Genomic DNA, 17,006 nt, shown 5'->3' on the forward strand with positions numbered 1-17,006 from the left:
CACTTTCAGCGCTGCTCAGGAGAGGCTATCCACATGAATTCCGCCACAGCCGGTTGGCTCAACAAAGTGCCCGAGGTCACGTTGTCATTCTGGGTGATCAAGATTTTGTCCACGACCGTGGGTGAAACCGGCGCGGACTTTCTTGCCGTGGACGCCGGTTTCGGCGCTGGCTGGACCAGCATCGGCATGGCGACATTGCTGGCGATTGCGCTGTTCTGGCAAATGCGCACCAAAGCCTATACGCCATGGATCTACTGGCTCACCGTGGTGCTGGTGAGCATCGTCGGGACGCAGATCACCGACATTCTGACCGACATCCTGGACGTCAGTCTCTACACCAGCACAGCGGTGTTTTCCGTATTGCTGGCGGTCAATTTTCTGGTCTGGTACCGGATCGAGCGCAGCCTGTCGATCCGTGAAATTGTCACGCCACGGCGGGAGTTGTTCTATTGGGCGACGGTGCTCTGCACGTTTGCCCTGGGGACGGCGGCCGGCGATCTGGCCACTGAAACCCTCGGCCTGGGTTTCACCCTCGGCATCGTCATCTTCGGTGCGCTGATCGCTGCCACACTGGCAGCCTGGCGCATGGGCGGCAATGTGGTGCTGACCTTCTGGATTGCCTACATCCTGACCCGACCTTTCGGCGCCTCCCTGGGCGACTTGCTGACGCAATCCAAAACCTATGGCGGCCTCGGCATGGGGGCTACCTGGACCAGTGCGATCTTCCTGAGCGTCATCCTCCTGCTGGTGGTTGCCGCCCAGATCAGCGTCGGCACGCGTAAATCAGTGACTCAGTAACGTTTAAACGCCAATCAAGGAATCTTCATGCGCCACTTTCAAACCCTTATTCGTCACGCCGCGATCGTCTCGTCCATCTGCCTGCTGAGCCTGGCCAGCGGTTGCTCCAAACCGGCTGACAAACCCAATACAGGCGTCGCTTCCAGTTCGATGAGCAGCACAAGCCAGTCAGGCACCAAACTGGGTGACCTGTCAGAGTTTCGTAACATCGCCGCCGATGTGACCGCCCTTGTCGACAAAAATGACCTGCCTGGGGCCAAAGCCCGGATCAAGGACCTGGAAACGTCCTGGGACTCCGCCGAGGCCGGCATCAAGCCTCGGGCCGCCAGCGATTGGCATGTCGTGGATAAAGCCATTGACCATGCACTCGACGCCTTGCGCGCCAGCAGCCCGAAACAGGCTGAATGCAAAGCCACAATGGATGACTTAATGAAGGCCTTCGACTCGATGAAAGGCAACGCCTGACCGGGCCCGCTAGCCGCCGTCATCCGGCGGCGGACAAACCCTGGTGCAGGTGCTTCAATACAGGCGCGACGGTCATGACCGCCGCGCCTTTTTTACGGAGCAGGACATGCGGATATTGCTGGTCGAAGACGACCCGATGATTGGCGATGCCATTCAGGGCGCCCTGAATGATGCGAGCTATGCCGTCGACTGGGTGAAAAACGGTCTCACCGCGCTCACGGCGCTGGAGGCTCAACACTATGACCTGGTGCTGCTGGACCTCGGTTTGCCGGGCAAGGACGGGCTGGATGTACTCGACAGCATCCGTGGCCGCAAAAACCCGGTGCCGTTGCTGATCATCACCGCGCGCGACAACCTCGAAGATCGCCTGCGCGGCCTCGACGGCGGTGCCGACGATTACCTGGTCAAACCCTTCGACTTGTCAGAATTGCTGGCCCGGATGCGCGCGGTATTGCGGCGCAACGGTGGCAACGCCCTGTCCGTGCTCGACAACGGCGTGGTGGCACTGGACCTGATATCCAAGCAAGCCAGCACCGAACAGGACCGCGATGTCCAGCTGTCCAGTCGTGAGTTCGCCCTGTTGCAAGCCCTGTTGATTCGGCCCGGCGCGATTCTCTCGCGTAGCGAGCTCGAAGACCGCCTCTATGGCTGGGGCAACGAAGTGGAAAGCAACGCGGTGGAATTTCTGATTCACGCGTTGCGGCGCAAGCTTGGCAACCATGTCATCAAGAACGTCAGGGGAATGGGATGGATGGTTTCAAAAAGCGCTTGAGTGACTCGGTACAACTGCGGCTGTCCGTCACGCTGTCGCTGGCCATCCTGATCGTTGCTGTCGTGGCCGGGGTTTTTGCGTTCGTCTCGGCGTTCGACGAGGCCCACGAAATGCAGGACGACACCTTGCGTCAGGTGGCCGTGCTGGTTGATCGCCAACACATGACCCCGCGCTATCCCGTGGGCAATAAGGTCGACGATGACAACGAAGAATCCAGGGTAATCGTGCAATACCTGGCCGACGGCAGCAAAGCCCTCGGCAACGATGACGCCACGCTGCCGCTGCCCTTCCCCACGACATTGGCCGATGGCCTGTCGACGTTGAATGTCGCAGGCGAGGATTTTCGTGTCCTGGTCAAGACCACCACCCAGGGCGAACGTATTGTCGTCGCTCAGGAAACCGGTATCCGCGACAAGGAGGCTCGCGAAAGCGCCTGGCGCAGTCTGCTGCCGTTTTTGATCCTGTTTCCGGTGCTGTTGCTGGTGGTCGGCGATCTGGTGCGCAAGCTGTTCCGCCCGATTGCCACGCTCTCGACCGAAATCGACCAGCGCGACGAGCAGGCCTTGCACCCCATCGACGAACACCATTTGCCAACGGAAGTCCGTCCTTTCGTGGTGGCCATCAACCGCTTGCTCGAGCGCGTCGCGCAGTCGATGGACGCCCAGCGCCGCTTTGTCGCCGACGCCGCCCATGAACTGCGCTCCCCCATGACCGCCCTGTCCTTGCAAGCCGAGCGACTGGCCGCCACCGACATGCCGGCACCCGCCCGCGAGCGTTTGTTGCCCTTGTCACTGGGCATCGATCGCAGCCGAAAACTGATCGATCAACTGCTGACGCTGGCCACTGCACAATCAGACTCCCATCGAGCGCAGTCCGCCGTTTGCGTGCATGAAATCTATCGGCGGGTACTGGAAGATTTATTGCCGCTGGCAGAGCGAAAGCACCTCGACATCGGTGTGGAGAGCATTGAAGACGTACAGGTGATTATCAACGAAACGGATCTGGTGATCCTGGTGAAGAATCTGGTGGACAACGCCATCCGTTATACCCCCGAAGGCGGGCGTATCGACCTGTCGGTTGAGCGTGTGCAAGGGCTGGTGATGTTGCAGGTCAAGGACTCGGGACCGGGAATTTCCCTGCTGGAACAAACGCGGGTATTCGATCCGTTTTATCGCAGCCTGGGGACCGATGAAGCGGGTTCCGGGTTGGGGTTGTCGATCGTCAAGGCAATAGCAGACCGCACGGGCGCGCGGGTTCAAATGGGGTATACGGATGAGATAAACAAAAACGGATTGTGTGTGTCGGTATGGCTGAGCGCCGGTAAACAATAGGAAGGGAGCGCACCATTACAGTGCGACTGCAGTGGCAAAAAACCGAATCCTCAACTAAGGTCTCTACGCAATCAAATGCCCCTGCTTATGGATTGGGTTGACTGATCAAGGAGAGATTGATGACGTCCGTTCGCAACGCCGAAAAAACCTATCGCGCCTGGTCGAGCCCGATCCTGCTGGAGCTCAAGGCGCGAGAACACCAAATGGATCCCGCCTCGCGCCAGGCACTCGAAAACATTCTGGTTGAAAGACGACTGATAGACCTCGGTCATCCGACAGGCACGGATCGACGTAAAACCGGGCGCACTCAACAGGACAAACCTCAGTGACCCGCGTGCGTCTCGCTGAGTCCCTGTCCGTTTTTGTTCGCGCAATCAGAAGTCCGAATCCGAAGGGAACTGGCACTACGCCATTAATGTCGTAGTGGCAGCACCTGGAGGATTGGATGACTCGCACTCGCTACTTTCAAATCACGTACTGCCTCAATGATGAGCGGCACACTTTTGTGCAGTCGGACACGCACATGCACCCCGCAGACGCTTGGTATTACGCCTGCCTGCATTCAGGGATTGGGCTTTCGTATGGGCAAAATCACGATCAACAAAACGACGCGGCGCTTCGAAGGCATGCGCAAGCAAAAGGTTTGACCGACGTCAGCTGGGTAAAATTACCCGATTGACGAGACCGGAACGCGCCCTTTCAACTTACAAACAGTTCTTCACTGCCTTGCGCATCGCGTCGGACTTGGCCCAAGGCGGCCCCTGATACAGCGAAACCCGGCTGCCGTCCTTGTACTTGACGATGTCCAGCACTTCATCCGCCGTGATGATGCTCGGCGCCTTGATTCGGTAGCCGTTGGAAATGCCGACCTGAGTCGTATTCGAAACTTCTTTCTGCCACACCGGCAAGATGCACGCGGCCAGCTCTTTTGGCGGCTTCTTACTGTATTTGCTGACGTTCGGTTCACCCGGCACCACCGACGCCGGCAATGAACAACCCGCCAGCATTGCCAGCGTTACTCCCCCAATCAACATCCGCATGACGCATCCTTATCCCGTAAAAACGCGAAATGTAACGCTTCGCCGTCCGGACATCCATCTATTGCACACAACTTAATGCGCGGCATTGTTTTCATTGGGGGACTGGATAGGTTCTTTCGTTCAGATAGGCCATCCACCGTTCATACGCCTCATGCTGCCATTGCGTGACCCGATCCCACTCCGGGCCGCTGAACTGGTGAGCCGAAATCAGCTTCATCATCTCAGTGGTGGCGGCATCCAGATCAACAATCAACTCCTGGGCGTGAAATCTGAAATCGTCGGTATTGCTCATTGGGGGTGGCCTCGCCCTGGTGAAATGGCACTGACCTTCGTACGACATCCACCTGGGCCTCTTGCCCTCATTTTCCCGACCAATGGACCCACCTCCTGCCTCACGGACGAACAAACGCCGCATCGGGCCAAATCGGACTAATCTTTCTTGGCGAGACATGCAGGAGGTCGTCATGTGGCTTAACAAAGACGAAAACGAACTTCGCCGTGCCCTACAAGGCATTGCGTCGGATTTGAGGTGGTCGGCGGTAGAACTGCTGCGAATTGAAAAACAGCTGCGCCTGGCCGGTAATGACGTAGATGCGCAAGCGATTCTCAGGTTGTGTGCGTTGTTTCAGGGTGATGAAGAACGACTGGCGGGCTATGCCGAAGAAGTCAAAGCGAAGGTGATCAGCCGAACGAAAGCCCACTGACAGGAGCGTTGCAATGAACAAGCCTTTGTTCACGCTGGTGGTTGTACTGGCGGTGGGTGGCTGCAGCACCGAGGAACACATCTACGGTGCCCAACCGCTGGTCGCCAAGGTCGAGACGGGAATGAACAAGGATCAAGTGCAGCAAATTGGCGGTCAGCCTGCCTCGATTACCGACCGCACGGTGGTACCTGGCACCTGTTTTGATTACCGGTTAACGCAGGCTGGCCAGCATCAACCGTACAGCATCAGTTTCGATGGCAACGGCCAGGTCGACCACAAAAGCTTTATGACCTGTGCGGAGTGGAGTCACGCCCAAGAAAGGGCGAGGGAACCTACCCGCTCGGGTGGCGGCGGCTACTGATCGAACGTGGACTGCCAAACCTGCTAGCCGGAAACCGGCTTGTTACAGGTATCGCGCCATTTATCGGCGAAGGCATTGATTGCCTCGTTCTTTTGCTCTTGAGAACCGCGAACGGGCAGGCTGTATGCGTCGTTGATTAACATGGCGCCCAATTTGTCATGGTCCGGGTTGCCCGATTTTACTGCCAGCAAACTGGCCTTTGACTCATCATTCTGACGAGACTGCATGATCGATCCGGCCAATACACGGAAGACATCGCACACGTGCGGAGTCGTTTGTATTTCGCCGAGAGTCTGCGCTTGAGCCGCGTTCGTGCAAGCCAAACCGAGTGCAGACAACACGAGCAGCGACATCCAGCGCCCTTTCAACATGGGTTCTTCCTTGGAGTGAAAGCGGCCACCCTATCACTCAAATGTCGCGTTTCAAATCCTCCATCCTCGGTTCCGTGACAAAAAAAGCCCCAGAATTCCGGGGCTTCAAATGGGCTGTCATTCGGATTTCTGACTTGGCGCTCGTGTCGCTCTTGCCCTATAGGCGGGAAGCGACGCGGCATACGCCAGTGCTTCTTCCCGGCTGCTAAAAGCTCCCAGCCGATCACCTTGGGTGCACACCCGCCAGGGGCCGTTGTTCACACTGAGTACTTCATAACCGTTCATGCGCATTTTATTCAGCATCGGAACGCTCATGGTCACCTCCTGTTCGGCAGTGAGAATTGACGATTGACCTGATTACCTTACACCTGACCTTTGTCCAGGTGCCAACCAGACGTCGCGCCAGTTTTCCAGCACCCGATGGCACTTTACGCGAAGGCCATCGCTCTAACCCTTGAAACAGGGGGTTCGGCCCGAATGTTGCATTTTGATGTCTTTTTTGTGACAGCGACTATCAGGTAACGAATGAAAGTACGTGCAACGGTTATTTGCGAGCAGGATCGGCATGTTCTGCTGGTGCGCAAACCCAGGTGTCGCTGGAGCTTGCCCGGCGGGAAAGTCGAGCCCGGCGAAACGACAGGCGGCGCCGCCCTGCGTGAACTTGAGGAAGAAACCGGCCTTGGCGCCGACCACCTGCTGTACCTCATGGAACTGGAGTCCGGCAGCACCCGCCACCATGTCTATGAAGCATCGGCACCGAACCTTGAGCAGGCCCGGCCACAAAATGAAATCGTCGACTGCATCTGGCATCCACTGGAGACGGTCGACAACCTGAGCACCAGCGATGCCACTCGCCAGATCATCAAAGCATTTCGGCGTCGCCTGTAAGCGTATTCAGGCCAGGGCCGTCGCGGCCTTGTCGATGAACGCGGCAACCTCGACCGGCATTGAGGCCAGCGACGCATGACCGGCGTTCAAGGTCAGGATCTCCCTGGCATTCAGCCGTCCAGCCATCCATTGCTGATTTTGCGGCGCGATCATCCGGTCATCGCTGGAGACCTGATACCACGACGGTTTGTTCTTCCAGGCCACGGTGCTGATGGTGTCGCCGAAGGTGCTGGCCAGCGGTGCTTTCTGGGTGATACCCATCACCAGGCCTTCGGACGCAGGTAAGTCCTGGCAAAAACTCTCGTGATACAACTCCGGCTTGACCCACAAATACCCATCGCTGTCAGGGGCCAGGTTCGCCGCCGCAGCCGGTGGATGCTGGTGAGTGATGCTGCCGGGACTTTCACCAGCGTCCGGGGCGAAGGCTGCGATGTACACCAGCCCCACCACGTTCGGCTGATCGCCCGCCTCGGTGATCACGGCGCCGCCATAGGAATGCCCCACCAGCAACACCGGCCCCGGCACCTGGGCGACCATTTTGCGGGTGCGCTCTGCATCGTCAGCCAGGGAAGTCAGCGGCATCTCGACCGCGCGGATGTTCGTGTAACCCTTTCTCAGCAGTTCGGCGATGACCTTGTTCCAGTGGGCTGCGCCACCCCAAAAACCGTGTACTAGCACAATCGTGGGTCTGTCACTCATGACGATGACTCCTGTTCATGGGTAGGTTTTAGTGAGCCGCGTCAGCCCTGGTCGCCGCCACCGACCGGCATGATCATGCCGGTGATGTACGACGCCTCGTCGCTGGCCAGAAACAGAATAGCCCCGGCCTGTTCATCCAGCGTGCCGTAGCGCTTCATCAAACTGCTGTCGAGCGTCTGTTCGACGATCTGCTGATACCAGACCTTTTCTTCCGCGCTTTGCTCGGCATTGTTGCGGGCAATGACCCTAGGTGGCGCTTCGGTACCGCCGGGCGCGGTCGCGTTGACCCGAACCCCGCGACCGGCGGTTTCGAACGCCAGGCAGGCGGTCAGTGCATTCACCCCCCCTTTCGCCGCGCCATACGGCACGCGGTTGATGCTGCGCGTGGCAATCGACGAAACGTTGACGATGGCGCCACTGCCCTGCTCCAGCATGAACGGCAGTGCCGCATGACAGCACCACAGCGTCGGGAACAGCGAACGCCGGACTTCTGCCTCGATCTGCTGCTCTTCGTAGTGCTCGAACGGCTTGGCCCAGATCGTCCCGCCGACGTTGTTGACCAGCACGTCCAGGCGCCCGAAACGCTCGACGGCGGTGCGCATTACACGACTGCATTCGCCGTATTGCTCAAGGTCTGCGGTCAGGGCCAGCACCTGACTGCCCTGCCCCAACTGCTGCTGTACTTCGAAGACATGCTCGGAGCGGTCGACCAGGATCAACCGCGCCCCTTCGGCGGCCATGCGTTCGGCCACCCGCCGACCGATGCCTTGCGCAGCACCGGTAATCAGCACGACTTTTTCGTGAAATCTGTTCATGACGACCTCAGGCCGCGCTGGCGGCAAACTTCTCATAATAAAAATTCGCTGGCTGGATGCCTTGTTCGCGAATGAATTGACTGACCGCCTCGACCATCGGCGGCGGGCCGCACAGGTAGACGTCGACGTCGCCCTCGTTCAAATGCCGGGGCTCGATGTGCTGCGTCACGTAGCCCTTGAGTGGGTGCTGACTGTCGGGATTGGCCACGCAGGCGCTGTAACTGAAGTTCGGGATGCGTGCGGCAAACGCTTCGAGGCGATCAAGCTCCACCAGATCGAAATCGTTGGTCACGCCGTAGATCAAATGCAGCGGATGTTCACTGCCCTGCTCGGCGATTTTTTCCAGCATCGCCGTGAACGGTGCCAGCCCTGTACCGCCGGCCAGCAGCAACAACGGGCGGCGGATGTCGCGCAGGTAGAAGCTGCCCAACGGCCCGGCCAGGCTCATGCTGTCGCCGGCCCTGGCCATGTTGGTGAGGAAACTGCTCATCAGGCCACCGGGCACGTTGCGAATCAGGAAACTGACCTCGCCGTCGCGCTGCAACGAACTGAACGAATAGGCCCGCGTCTGCTCGCTGCCCGGAATCCCGAGGTTGACGTATTGCCCCGGCAGGAACGCCAGTTTGCTCAACGCTTCACCCTTGATCGATAACGCGATGGTGCTGTCGGAGAGCTGCCGCACCGCGCTGATCGTGGCGTCGTAGCTGGCCTGGCGGGTGCGGCAAACCTGCGAGGACGTCGGCACCCGCACCACGCAATCGCTCTGGGCGCGCATCTGGCAGGTCAGGACAAAACCTTGCTCCGCCTCTTCAGGGCTGAGGGCGTCTTCGATGTAGTCCTCGCCCAAGTCATAACGACCCGCTTCGGCAAAGCACTTGCAGGTGCCGCAGGCGCCATCGCGGCAATCCAGCGGAATATTGATGCCTTGGCGGTACGCGGCATCGGCGACCGTTTCGCCGACATTGGCGTCGATGAACCGGGTGACGCCGTCTTCAAAATTGAACGCAATGGAATGAGTCATGACGGGCGCCTCACAAGTGGTAGACATCGATGACCTGGCGAACGTAATCGTTCTTCAAGATCACTTTCTTGGCCTTGATCAGCGGGTTCTGACCGCGCACATCAAGGGTGTAGAAACTGCTGCCGAAATAGCTGTCGACGGTCTTGTAGCGAAAGCTCAGGGTGTGCCAGTTGAAGCGCACCTTGCACAGGCCATCCGCTTGTTCGAGCAGCTCGATGTTGCTGAGGTTGTGCGAAGTCCGGGTGTCCGGAATGCTCGCACTGGAACGCTCGGTCTTGATGCGGAAGATGCGGTCTTCCAGGCCGGTGCGGTTGCCGTACCAGATCAGCGAGATTTCCCGCTGGGGGTCTTCGGTCAGCTCGTCGTTGTCGTCCCAGGACGGCATCCAGAACGAGGCATCGGCAGCGTACAGTTCCAGCCAGTCGTCCCACTGCTTGTCATCGAGGTAGCGTGCTTCGCGATAAAGAAAATCGCGCACGGCGTCGTAGGAGATGGTCATTGCACGGCCTCCACGGCAATCAATTCGCTCTGTTCAGTGGCCAGGGCCTTGAGCATCGTGTCCTGCCAATACTTGTGTTGCAGCACAAACAGGCCTTCGTCTTCGGTGCGCACGCCGCTGAGCAGCGGATGCAGGTCGATCTCTTTGGCCGCCTCGTCCGCGCCTTCGATCCAGTGTTCGGCGCCCCGGGACATGTCATTCCAGGTGGTGACGCTGCCCTGGTAGCTGGTCTGGCACGAGCGAAACTCCTCCAGATCATCCGGGGTGGCCATGCCGCTGACGTTGAAGAAATCCTCGTACTGGCGAATCCGGCTCGACCGGGCGTGGTCGCTCTCACCTTTGGGGGCGATGCAGTAAATGGTGATTTCCGTGCGGTTGACCGAGATCGGCCGGGCGATGCGGATTTGCGAACTGAACTGGTCCATCAGGTACACGTTGGGGTACAGGCACAGGTTGCGCGAGTTCTCGATCATCCAGTCGGCGCGGGCCTGGCCGAAGTCCTGGGCCAACTCATCACGGCGCTCGTACAGCGGACGGTCTTCGGGGTTGGACCAACGGGTCCAGAGCAACATATGGCCCTTGTCGAAGGAATAGAAACCACCGCCCTGCTTGGCCCAGGTGCCGGCACTCATGGTCGGATTGCTGTCACCGGCCTCGCGCTGCTTGCGCTGGTTTTGGGTGGCTGCGTAGTTCCAGTGCACGGAGCTGACGTGGTAACCGTCGGCGCCGTTTTCGGCGGTGAGTTTCCAGTTGCCTTCGTAGATGTAGCTCGAAGAACCGCGCAGCACTTCCAGGCCATCGGTGGACTGGTCGACGATCATGTCGATGATTTTTGCTGACTCGCCGAGGTGTTCAACCAAGGGCACCACATCGGCCTTGAGGCTGCCGAACAGGAAACCGCGATAGGACTCGAACCGCGCGACTTTGGTCAGGTCGTGGGAGCCTTCGCAATTGAAGCTCGCCGGGTAGCCAGCCGCCGCCGGGTCTTTGACCTTGAGCAACTTGCCGGAGTTATTGAAGGTCCAGCCGTGGAAGGGGCAGGTGTAGGAGCTTTTGTTGCCGGTTTTGTGCCGGCACAGCGTCGCACCGCGATGGCTGCAGGCATTGATAAAGGCGTTGAGCACACCGTCCTTGTTGCGCGCGATGAAGATCGACTGGCGCCCCATGGTGGTGGTGTAAAAATCGTTGACGTTGGGGATCTGACTGTCGTGGGCCAGGTACAGCCAGTTGCCTTCGAAGATGTGTTTCATCTCCAGATCGAACAACCGGGGGTCGGTGAACATCTCGCGCTTGCAGCGATAGATGCCGTTTTCCTTGTCATCTTCAAGCAGGGAGTGAAGGTATTCGGGTCGCAGGGACATGGCCGCCGCCTCCATTGTTTTTATTCAGGCAGGGCCATGCTAGGACGCGGGGGAATGACGGACTATCCGTTGGGTGCAGACGTGTATCCGTTTAGTGCAGCATTGAATGCACAGATTCATGTAGCAGCTGCCGAGCTTGCGTGCCTGCGTGTAGCAGCTGTCGAGCTTGCGAGGCTGCGTGTAGCAGCTGTCGAGCTTGCGAGGCTGCGTTCGAGTGCGCAGCACTCGCAGAATGCTTCCCACGATATTTCAGCCAGACCGCATTGCTCCTCGGCGAGCGCTGCGCACTCGAACGCAGCCTCGCAAGCTCGACAGCTGCTACAAGCTCGGCTGTTACGAGGGTTTGGCGGTCTGTCAATGGCGGCGTTTGAGGGTGTCGGACGGCAACTCGCCGAACTGTTTGCGGTAGCTGTCGGAGAACCGTCCCAAGTGCAGGAAGCCATAATCCATGGCCACTTCCGTGACGTTGCGCACGTTGCACGTCGGATCACTCAGGCACAGGTGGATGCGTTCGAGTTTCTTCTGCCGGATGTAGTTTTGCGGTGAAGTGCCCGCGTTGCGTTCGAACAACCCATACAACGACCGCAGGCTCATCCGCGCCTGGCGTGCCAGCTCTTCACTATCGATGTCTTGTTTGAGGTGGCGTGCGATGTAATCGGCAATCGCCTCGAACGTGGCCGACGGCGCACTCGGGCTGGTGCGGATCACGTTGGTTTTCATCAGGCTGAGCATCTTGCTGACGATGATCTGCGCGTAATGCTCCTGCACCCGGGGAATCTGTTCGGTGGCCTCGGCTTCCTGGCAAATCATCGCCAGCAGGCTGACAAAACCTTCCAGTTCATCGAGCTGATAACGGTTCTCCAGAAACCGCACGCCCTGCCCCGGATAACGCCAGCGCTGTTCATCGCACACGGACTCGAACAAGCGGGTGGGAACTTTGAGGATGAATTTTTCGCAATCGTCGGAGTAGGTCAGATCGACCGGCTCATCGGGGTTGATCAGCAACAGCTCGCCCGGTGCAAAGTAATGGTCCTCGCCCCTTCCGCGCGAAAGGCAGTTGCCCCGCAGCAGCACTTGCAGGTGATAAATGCTGTCGAGCGCGCCCGACGTCACGCGCACGCTGGCGCCGTAACTGATGCGGCACAGGTCCAGGCTGGCGAATTTGCGGTGATCGAGGCTGGCCAGCGGTCGGCCGCCCCTGGGCATCAGGATGCAATGGTTGCCGACATGCTGATTGACGTAACCCGAGACCGCATAAGGGTCGGCATGGTCGAATACTCTGCTGCGCTGACTCAACAGTTGCGCGTGCATCATCGGGTCACTCTCGTTGTTACTATCGGCGGTGTCAGTTCCATTCTAGAACATTGACTGAAAATCCCTGTGGGAGCCGAGCTTGCTCGCGATGACAGAGTGCCAATCAACATAGATGTTGAATGTTAAACCGCTATCGCGAGCAAGCTCGGCTCCCACAGGGTAGGAGTACCGCGCTATCAATCTTCCAGTGCGCGAACCCGTTCGTGACGTTGTTGCTCTTCGGGCTGGGCGGTCGACTGCAGCGTGAAATCGAACTCGATTTCAGCAAACCGCCCGCTGACGCCATGCGCTGCGGCGCGTTGCTGGTCGTCGCTGAACGTGATGTGGGCGATCAGCTCGTCACGGGTGGCGTAGGCGAAATCGTCGTGCAGGTATTGATCGCCATCGAGGTTGATCTGGGTGGTCAGGTGGCGGTGATCCGGTGCCGAGATGAAGAAGTGCACGTGTGCTGGACGCTGGCCGTGACGGCCCAGTTGATCGAGCAGTTGCTGGGTCGGACCGTCCGGCGGGCAGCCGTAACCCGACGGCACAATGCTGCGCAAACGATAGCGACCTTCGGTATCGGTAACGATCCGGCGGCGCAGGTTGAACTCCGATTGCGCGGTATCAAAATACGAGTAAGTGCCGCCGGTATTGGCGTGCCAAACGTCGACCACGGCACCGGCCAATGGCTCGCCAGCGGTATTGAACACGCGCCCTTGCATGAACAGCGTGACACCTGGATCGAGACCATCATCGAGTCGCGCTTCGCCTTCGGACAGCGGCGCGCCGGCCACGTACAGCGGACCTTCGATGGTCCGTGGCGTGCCGCCGGACTTGCCGGCTTGCTCATCCTCGGCATCCATCAGCAGATCGAGGTAATGCTCCAGGCCCAACCCGGCCACCAACAGCCCTGCTTCCTGACGCGCGCCCAGCACGTTGAGGTAGTTGACGGCTTTCCAGAATTCTTCCGGAGTCACCGCCAGGTCTTCGATGATGTTCACCGAGTCACGCAGGATGCGGTAAATCAGGGCTTTGACGCGCGGGTTGCCGGCGTCGTTGAGCAGGCCGCTGGCGTCTTCAAGAAACTTCTGGGCGTTGGCAGTGTGGGAAATCTTGACGTTCATGGTGGTTCCTCATCTTGTAATTATTAGCGTAGCGAACTGAACAGGCTGGGTTCAGCGGTCATCCTCGCGGATGGAAGACGGGTGCCGGCACATTGCGTCGATCTCGATCGCCATGTAGGGAAACAGCGGCAGTTGCATCAGCAGGTCGTGCAATTCCTGGACGCTGTCGACATCGAAAACGCTGTAGTTGGCGTAGTGCCCGGCGATGCGCCACAGGTGACGCCACTTGCCCTGCTCTTGCAGGCGCTGGGCCAGGGCTTTTTCGTCAGCCTTGAGTTTGGCGGCTGCTTCGGGGTTCATGTCGACCGGTAGATTCACGGTCATTTTTACGTGGAATAGCATGATCTCTCCTCAGGCTTGATGAACGGAAGTGGATGTTTTGTCGCGACGGAAAAACGCCAGGCGTTCTTCGTCCAGGCTCAGGCCCAGACCTGGTGTTTGCGGCACATGCAGTTCGAAATCGCGATACACCAACGGCTCGCTGAGAATGTCTTCGGTCAGCAGCAACGGGCCGAACAGTTCAGTGTCCCAGGCCAGTTTATTCAGCGTGACAAAGGCATGGGCCGAGGCCAGCGTACCGATGCCGCCTTCCAGCATGGTACCGCCATACAGGGCGATGCCCGCTGCTTCGGCGATCGCGGCGGTACGCAGCACGGCACGGGGGCCGCCGTTCTTGGCGATCTTCAAGGCAAACACCGAGGCCGCGCCTTCGCGCGCCAGGTTGAAAGCGTCTTCCACGCATTCAATGGATTCGTCCGCCATGATCGGCGCCGGGCTCATCGCATTCAGGCGCGCCATGCCAGCACGGTTGTTGCGCGAGATCGGCTGTTCGATCAGGTCGATGCCGTTGGTGCCGAGGATCCGGCAAGCGCGCAATGCGACCGCTTCGTCCCAGGCCTGATTGACATCGACCCGCACGCTGGCGCGATCACCCAGGGCTTTTTTGATCGCGATGACGTGCGCCAGGTCGCGGTTGACTTCACCGGCACCGATTTTCAGTTTGAAAATTCGATGGCGGCGCAAGTCGAGCATTTTTTCCGCTTCGGCGATGTCTTTTTCGGTGTCGCCGCTGGCCAGGGTCCAGGCCACCGGCAAGGCATCACGCACCCGCCCGCCCAGCAGTTCGCTGACCGGCAGGCCGAGGCGTTTGCCCAGTGCATCGAGCAAGGCGGTTTCGATCCCGGATTTGGCAAAGGTATTGCCGCGGATGCTGCGCTCCAGACGCAACATGGCGGCATTCACATTGCCGCTGTCCTGGCCGATCAGCAGGGGCGCGAAGTGTTTGTCGATGTTGGTCTTGATGCTGTCCGGGCTTTCGTTGCCATAGGCCAGGCCACCGATGGTGGTGGACTCACCGATCCCTTCGATGCCATCGGCGCAGCGCACGCGAATGATCACCAGGGTCTGATTCTGCATCGTGTGCATCGCCAGCTTGTGCGGGCGGATGGTCGGCAGATCGACGATGATCGTCTCGATCGATTCAATGGCTGTTGCACGCATGTCGATACCCATCAGGTTCTTAAAGTTCTGGAACCGATTCTCGTACGGCTTTTTTGCCGATGCCAATATAGAATTGGTCTGACTTGATACCTTTAAGGTATGCAAACGACTGACGTCTGGAGGCCCCATGGAACTGCGTCACCTGCGCTATTTTCAGGTATTGGCTCAAACCCTCAATTTCACCCGCGCCGCCGAACTGCTGCACATCGCCCAGCCGCCCCTGAGCCGGCAGATCCAGCAACTGGAAGACGAACTCGGGGTGTTGTTGCTGGAGCGTGGCCGGCCACTGAAGTTGACGGAGGCCGGGCGGTTTTTCCATGAGCACTCCACCGCCCTGCTTGAGCAACTGAACAAGGTCTGCGACAACACGCGACGGATCGGCCTGGGGGAAAAGACCTGGCTGGGCATCGGCTTCGCGCCTTCGACCCTTTACGGAGTGCTGCCGGAACTGATCCGCCGTTTACGCAGCGGCGAGCCTCTGGAGCTTGAATTGGGGCTGTCGGAAATGACCACGTTGCAACAGGTGCAGGCGCTCAAGGCCGGGCGTATCGATATCGGCTTCGGCCGTATTCACATCGACGACCCGGCGATCATTCAAACCGTGCTCACCCAAGACCGGCTGGTCGCCGCCCTGCCCGCCGGCCATCCCCTGCTGGCCGGGCCGATCAGCCTTCGCGAACTGGCGAAGGAGCCCTTTGTGCTGTACCCCGGCAACCCGCGCCCCAGCTATGCCGACCATGTGATTGCGCTGTTCGAATCTTATGGCGTGAGCATTCACGTGGCGCAATGGACCAACGAACTGCAAACGGCAATCGGACTGGTGGGGGCCGGGATCGGCGTCACGCTGGTGCCCGCCTCGGTGCAGTTGCTGCACCGCGACGACATTGGCTTTACCCCATTGCTGGAAGACAACGCCACGTCGCCGATAATCCTCAGTCGGCGGGTGGGCGATGTTTCACCGGGGTTGAGTCACTGTTTGAAGGTGATCGAGGAGCTGCAACCGCAGGCCAGGTTTTAATGGGAGTTTTTGTCCCAGAACCAGTTCCAGAAACCCGGCAGTTCTACTGGCTGCGAACTGTCTTTGACGGTGCGCGCCATGGCCGCGCGCAGCAAGGTGTCGTGATCGTCATAAAACGGCTTCTGCGCCAGTGGCACGCCGGTGGCCCTGGCGCTGTCGATCAGGATTTGCAGGTATTCGCGCGCGTGCCGGGCGGTGTAGCGATTGAGGTCGTGGAAGGTCACCACCACCGGAATCACCCCGTCCACGGTCGGCAACTGGCCCAACACGATGCGCTCGCGCACTTCGGACATCGAACGCAGCATGTGCGAGCGGCGTCGGGGGCTGGCGTTGAATCCCCAGATTTTGCCGTCATTGGCGCTCAAATCGGTCAGCAACACGTGCATGCCGTGCTGCTGATAGGCCGCGAAGACGCGTTTGTCGTAATTCCAGAACGGCGGACGCACCAACGTCGGTGGCGCGCCGGTGATGGCGGCGATGTCAGCACTGCCTTTGCTCAGCGACTGCTCCAGTTCTTGCGGGGTCAGCGAACGGTGATTGGTGTGCCAATGAGTAGCGGTGTGAAAACCCAGCACGTGCCCCTCTTCATGCTCGCGATGCATCAGCGCCCGCCCGATGTCACTGTCGCCGGCCCTCGGCGCACCGGTCTGCACGAAAAACACCGCTTTGATATCGGGCTGCAGAGGATTGTCCTTCAGGCTGTCGAGGACCGTCGCGGTAGGGTTCCAGAAACTCGACGCGCTGGGGCCGTCATCGTAGGTCAGCAGAAAACGAATCGGTGCCTGCGCCTGTAGACGTTGTTCCGTCTGCGGGGTCAGCTCGATGGGGGCAGCGATGCAGCCCGCCAGCCCGATGGCAATGGCGAGTGCACACAATGCGTTGAACAGTTGTTTCATGTTTTGCCTTGGGTCAGACCGTGACGGTCAACACTTCAAACGGCAAA

The 17,006-nt window shown here is 59.3% G+C and carries 24 protein-coding genes; 10 read left to right on the top strand and 14 right to left on the bottom strand.

Annotation, left to right across the window (positions count from 1 at the left end):
* Nucleotides 1-33: 33 nt before the first annotated feature.
* The 6 genes from BMS17_RS01615 (at nucleotide 34) to BMS17_RS01640 (ending at nucleotide 4,045) form a co-directional block, all read left to right on the top strand.
* A complete protein-coding gene (locus tag BMS17_RS01615) occupies nucleotides 34-798 on the top strand; it encodes a hypothetical protein (protein WP_077430267.1) in 765 nt (254 codons plus the stop codon).
* Between the two features lie 27 nt (nucleotides 799-825).
* Nucleotides 826-1,263: a hypothetical protein gene (locus BMS17_RS01620; protein ID WP_077430268.1), complete on the top strand. Its 438-nt coding sequence runs from the start codon at nucleotides 826-828 to the stop codon at nucleotides 1,261-1,263.
* Nucleotides 1,264-1,369: 106 nt separating this feature from the next.
* Nucleotides 1,370-2,035 (top strand): response regulator transcription factor, encoded by a 666-nt coding sequence (locus BMS17_RS01625; RefSeq protein WP_077430269.1) that lies wholly within the window; start codon nucleotides 1,370-1,372, stop codon nucleotides 2,033-2,035.
* Entirely contained in the window at nucleotides 2,011-3,366 is a 1,356-nt protein-coding gene (locus BMS17_RS01630; RefSeq protein ID WP_077430270.1) for an ATP-binding protein, read from the top strand. Before BMS17_RS01625 ends, BMS17_RS01630 begins: the two co-directional genes overlap by 25 nt.
* A 119-nt stretch (nucleotides 3,367-3,485) precedes the next feature.
* The gene (locus tag BMS17_RS01635) at nucleotides 3,486-3,695 is read left to right on the top strand and encodes a hypothetical protein (protein ID WP_046027520.1); all 210 of its coding nucleotides are present in this window, start codon (nucleotides 3,486-3,488) and stop codon (nucleotides 3,693-3,695) included.
* 116 nt (nucleotides 3,696-3,811) lie between these two features.
* On the top strand, nucleotides 3,812-4,045 hold the full coding sequence (locus tag BMS17_RS01640) for a DUF6555 family protein (protein WP_077430271.1): 234 nt from the start codon (nucleotides 3,812-3,814) through the stop codon (nucleotides 4,043-4,045).
* A 25-nt stretch (nucleotides 4,046-4,070) separates the two neighbouring features.
* Here BMS17_RS01640 and BMS17_RS01645 read toward each other — a convergent pair whose 3' ends face one another.
* Both BMS17_RS01645 and BMS17_RS01650 read right to left on the bottom strand, forming a co-directional pair.
* Nucleotides 4,071-4,406, bottom strand: a complete 336-nt coding sequence (locus tag BMS17_RS01645) for a hypothetical protein (protein WP_046027522.1) — start codon at nucleotides 4,404-4,406, stop codon at nucleotides 4,071-4,073.
* A gap of 91 nt (nucleotides 4,407-4,497) precedes the next feature.
* On the bottom strand, nucleotides 4,498-4,698 hold the full coding sequence (locus tag BMS17_RS01650; RefSeq protein ID WP_046027873.1) for a hypothetical protein: 201 nt from the start codon (nucleotides 4,696-4,698) through the stop codon (nucleotides 4,498-4,500).
* Nucleotides 4,699-4,870: 172 nt separating this feature from the next.
* Between BMS17_RS01650 and BMS17_RS01655 the strand changes: the two genes are divergently transcribed.
* Nucleotides 4,871-5,110 (top strand): hypothetical protein, encoded by a 240-nt coding sequence (locus BMS17_RS01655; RefSeq protein ID WP_046027524.1) that lies wholly within the window; start codon nucleotides 4,871-4,873, stop codon nucleotides 5,108-5,110.
* Nucleotides 5,111-5,123: 13 nt separating this feature from the next.
* The gene (gene osmE / locus BMS17_RS01660) at nucleotides 5,124-5,471 is read left to right on the top strand and encodes an osmotically-inducible lipoprotein OsmE (protein WP_046027527.1); all 348 of its coding nucleotides are present in this window, start codon (nucleotides 5,124-5,126) and stop codon (nucleotides 5,469-5,471) included.
* A gap of 23 nt (nucleotides 5,472-5,494) precedes the next feature.
* Here osmE and BMS17_RS01665 read toward each other — a convergent pair whose 3' ends face one another.
* Nucleotides 5,495-5,842: a hypothetical protein gene (locus BMS17_RS01665; RefSeq protein WP_046027528.1), complete on the bottom strand. Its 348-nt coding sequence runs from the start codon at nucleotides 5,840-5,842 to the stop codon at nucleotides 5,495-5,497.
* A gap of 117 nt (nucleotides 5,843-5,959) precedes the next feature.
* Nucleotides 5,960-6,157 (bottom strand): SPOR domain-containing protein, encoded by a 198-nt coding sequence (locus BMS17_RS01670; protein WP_077430272.1) that lies wholly within the window; start codon nucleotides 6,155-6,157, stop codon nucleotides 5,960-5,962.
* A gap of 210 nt (nucleotides 6,158-6,367) precedes the next feature.
* Here BMS17_RS01670 and BMS17_RS01675 point away from each other — a divergent pair, with 210 nt between their 5' ends.
* On the top strand, nucleotides 6,368-6,730 hold the full coding sequence (locus BMS17_RS01675; protein ID WP_046027530.1) for an NUDIX hydrolase: 363 nt from the start codon (nucleotides 6,368-6,370) through the stop codon (nucleotides 6,728-6,730).
* A gap of 6 nt (nucleotides 6,731-6,736) precedes the next feature.
* Here the strand turns inward: BMS17_RS01675 and BMS17_RS01680 are convergent, their stop codons facing one another.
* The 9 genes from BMS17_RS01680 to BMS17_RS01720 all read right to left on the bottom strand — a co-directional run bounded on the left by BMS17_RS01680 (nucleotide 6,737) and on the right by BMS17_RS01720 (nucleotide 15,045).
* The gene (locus BMS17_RS01680) at nucleotides 6,737-7,429 is read right to left on the bottom strand and encodes an alpha/beta hydrolase (protein ID WP_046027532.1); all 693 of its coding nucleotides are present in this window, start codon (nucleotides 7,427-7,429) and stop codon (nucleotides 6,737-6,739) included.
* Nucleotides 7,430-7,470: 41 nt separating this feature from the next.
* Nucleotides 7,471-8,244 (bottom strand): 1,6-dihydroxycyclohexa-2,4-diene-1-carboxylate dehydrogenase, encoded by a 774-nt coding sequence (locus tag BMS17_RS01685; RefSeq protein ID WP_077430273.1) that lies wholly within the window; start codon nucleotides 8,242-8,244, stop codon nucleotides 7,471-7,473.
* Between the two features lie 7 nt (nucleotides 8,245-8,251).
* Complete coding sequence (gene benC, locus BMS17_RS01690) at nucleotides 8,252-9,265, bottom strand: benzoate 1,2-dioxygenase electron transfer component BenC (RefSeq protein ID WP_046027535.1); 1,014 nt, start codon at nucleotides 9,263-9,265, stop codon at nucleotides 8,252-8,254.
* 10 nt (nucleotides 9,266-9,275) lie between these two features.
* Nucleotides 9,276-9,764 carry a benzoate 1,2-dioxygenase small subunit gene (gene benB / locus BMS17_RS01695; protein ID WP_046027537.1) on the bottom strand — a complete coding sequence of 163 codons (489 nt, stop codon included), beginning with the start codon at nucleotides 9,762-9,764 and terminating at the stop codon, nucleotides 9,276-9,278.
* Nucleotides 9,761-11,125 carry a benzoate 1,2-dioxygenase large subunit gene (gene benA / locus BMS17_RS01700; protein WP_046027544.1) on the bottom strand — a complete coding sequence of 455 codons (1,365 nt, stop codon included), beginning with the start codon at nucleotides 11,123-11,125 and terminating at the stop codon, nucleotides 9,761-9,763. Before benA ends, benB begins: the two co-directional genes overlap by 4 nt.
* A gap of 354 nt (nucleotides 11,126-11,479) precedes the next feature.
* Nucleotides 11,480-12,439 carry an AraC family transcriptional regulator gene (locus BMS17_RS01705; RefSeq protein ID WP_046027546.1) on the bottom strand — a complete coding sequence of 320 codons (960 nt, stop codon included), beginning with the start codon at nucleotides 12,437-12,439 and terminating at the stop codon, nucleotides 11,480-11,482.
* A 176-nt stretch (nucleotides 12,440-12,615) separates the two neighbouring features.
* On the bottom strand, nucleotides 12,616-13,545 hold the full coding sequence (catA, locus tag BMS17_RS01710) for a catechol 1,2-dioxygenase (RefSeq protein ID WP_046027548.1): 930 nt from the start codon (nucleotides 13,543-13,545) through the stop codon (nucleotides 12,616-12,618).
* 51 nt (nucleotides 13,546-13,596) lie between these two features.
* Complete coding sequence (gene catC / locus BMS17_RS01715) at nucleotides 13,597-13,887, bottom strand: muconolactone Delta-isomerase (RefSeq protein WP_077430274.1); 291 nt, start codon at nucleotides 13,885-13,887, stop codon at nucleotides 13,597-13,599.
* 9 nt (nucleotides 13,888-13,896) lie between these two features.
* Nucleotides 13,897-15,045: a muconate cycloisomerase family protein gene (locus BMS17_RS01720; protein ID WP_175648944.1), complete on the bottom strand. Its 1,149-nt coding sequence runs from the start codon at nucleotides 15,043-15,045 to the stop codon at nucleotides 13,897-13,899.
* Nucleotides 15,046-15,172: 127 nt separating this feature from the next.
* On the opposite strand from BMS17_RS01720, the gene BMS17_RS01725 reads away from it, so the two are divergent.
* Entirely contained in the window at nucleotides 15,173-16,063 is an 891-nt protein-coding gene (locus tag BMS17_RS01725) for a LysR family transcriptional regulator (protein WP_077430275.1), read from the top strand.
* Here BMS17_RS01725 and BMS17_RS01730 read toward each other — a convergent pair.
* The gene (locus BMS17_RS01730) at nucleotides 16,060-16,959 is read right to left on the bottom strand and encodes a polysaccharide deacetylase family protein (protein WP_046027551.1); all 900 of its coding nucleotides are present in this window, start codon (nucleotides 16,957-16,959) and stop codon (nucleotides 16,060-16,062) included. The genes BMS17_RS01725 and BMS17_RS01730 overlap by 4 nt on opposite strands.
* Nucleotides 16,960-17,006: the final 47 nt, after the last annotated feature.

The sequence above is a fragment of the Pseudomonas sp. C9 genome, from assembly GCF_002000165.1.
Lineage (GTDB): Bacteria > Pseudomonadota > Gammaproteobacteria > Pseudomonadales > Pseudomonadaceae > Aquipseudomonas.

Bases quoted from the DNA above. Each gene is read 5' to 3' on its own strand.
- BMS17_RS01615 (WP_077430267.1), top strand. From the start codon at position 34: ATGAATTCCGCCACAGCCGGTTGGCTCAACAAAGTGCCCGAGGTCACG.
- BMS17_RS01620 (WP_077430268.1), top strand. From the start codon at position 826: ATGCGCCACTTTCAAACCCTTATTCGTCACGCCGCGATCGTCTCGTCC.
- BMS17_RS01625 (WP_077430269.1), top strand. From the start codon at position 1,370: ATGCGGATATTGCTGGTCGAAGACGACCCGATGATTGGCGATGCCATT.
- BMS17_RS01630 (WP_077430270.1), top strand. From the start codon at position 2,011: ATGGATGGTTTCAAAAAGCGCTTGAGTGACTCGGTACAACTGCGGCTG.
- BMS17_RS01635 (WP_046027520.1), top strand. From the start codon at position 3,486: ATGACGTCCGTTCGCAACGCCGAAAAAACCTATCGCGCCTGGTCGAGC.
- BMS17_RS01640 (WP_077430271.1), top strand. From the start codon at position 3,812: ATGACTCGCACTCGCTACTTTCAAATCACGTACTGCCTCAATGATGAG.
- BMS17_RS01645 (WP_046027522.1), bottom strand. From the start codon at position 4,406: ATGCGGATGTTGATTGGGGGAGTAACGCTGGCAATGCTGGCGGGTTGT.
- BMS17_RS01650 (WP_046027873.1), bottom strand. From the start codon at position 4,698: ATGAGCAATACCGACGATTTCAGATTTCACGCCCAGGAGTTGATTGTT.
- BMS17_RS01655 (WP_046027524.1), top strand. From the start codon at position 4,871: ATGTGGCTTAACAAAGACGAAAACGAACTTCGCCGTGCCCTACAAGGC.
- osmE (WP_046027527.1), top strand. From the start codon at position 5,124: ATGAACAAGCCTTTGTTCACGCTGGTGGTTGTACTGGCGGTGGGTGGC.
- BMS17_RS01665 (WP_046027528.1), bottom strand. From the start codon at position 5,842: ATGTTGAAAGGGCGCTGGATGTCGCTGCTCGTGTTGTCTGCACTCGGT.
- BMS17_RS01670 (WP_077430272.1), bottom strand. From the start codon at position 6,157: ATGAGCGTTCCGATGCTGAATAAAATGCGCATGAACGGTTATGAAGTA.
- BMS17_RS01675 (WP_046027530.1), top strand. From the start codon at position 6,368: ATGAAAGTACGTGCAACGGTTATTTGCGAGCAGGATCGGCATGTTCTG.
- BMS17_RS01680 (WP_046027532.1), bottom strand. From the start codon at position 7,429: ATGAGTGACAGACCCACGATTGTGCTAGTACACGGTTTTTGGGGTGGC.
- BMS17_RS01685 (WP_077430273.1), bottom strand. From the start codon at position 8,244: ATGAACAGATTTCACGAAAAAGTCGTGCTGATTACCGGTGCTGCGCAA.
- benC (WP_046027535.1), bottom strand. From the start codon at position 9,265: ATGACTCATTCCATTGCGTTCAATTTTGAAGACGGCGTCACCCGGTTC.
- benB (WP_046027537.1), bottom strand. From the start codon at position 9,764: ATGACCATCTCCTACGACGCCGTGCGCGATTTTCTTTATCGCGAAGCA.
- benA (WP_046027544.1), bottom strand. From the start codon at position 11,125: ATGTCCCTGCGACCCGAATACCTTCACTCCCTGCTTGAAGATGACAAG.
- BMS17_RS01705 (WP_046027546.1), bottom strand. From the start codon at position 12,439: ATGATGCACGCGCAACTGTTGAGTCAGCGCAGCAGAGTATTCGACCAT.
- catA (WP_046027548.1), bottom strand. From the start codon at position 13,545: ATGAACGTCAAGATTTCCCACACTGCCAACGCCCAGAAGTTTCTTGAA.
- catC (WP_077430274.1), bottom strand. From the start codon at position 13,887: ATGCTATTCCACGTAAAAATGACCGTGAATCTACCGGTCGACATGAAC.
- BMS17_RS01720 (WP_175648944.1), bottom strand. From the start codon at position 15,045: ATGCGTGCAACAGCCATTGAATCGATCGAGACGATCATCGTCGATCTG.
- BMS17_RS01725 (WP_077430275.1), top strand. From the start codon at position 15,173: ATGGAACTGCGTCACCTGCGCTATTTTCAGGTATTGGCTCAAACCCTC.
- BMS17_RS01730 (WP_046027551.1), bottom strand. From the start codon at position 16,959: ATGAAACAACTGTTCAACGCATTGTGTGCACTCGCCATTGCCATCGGG.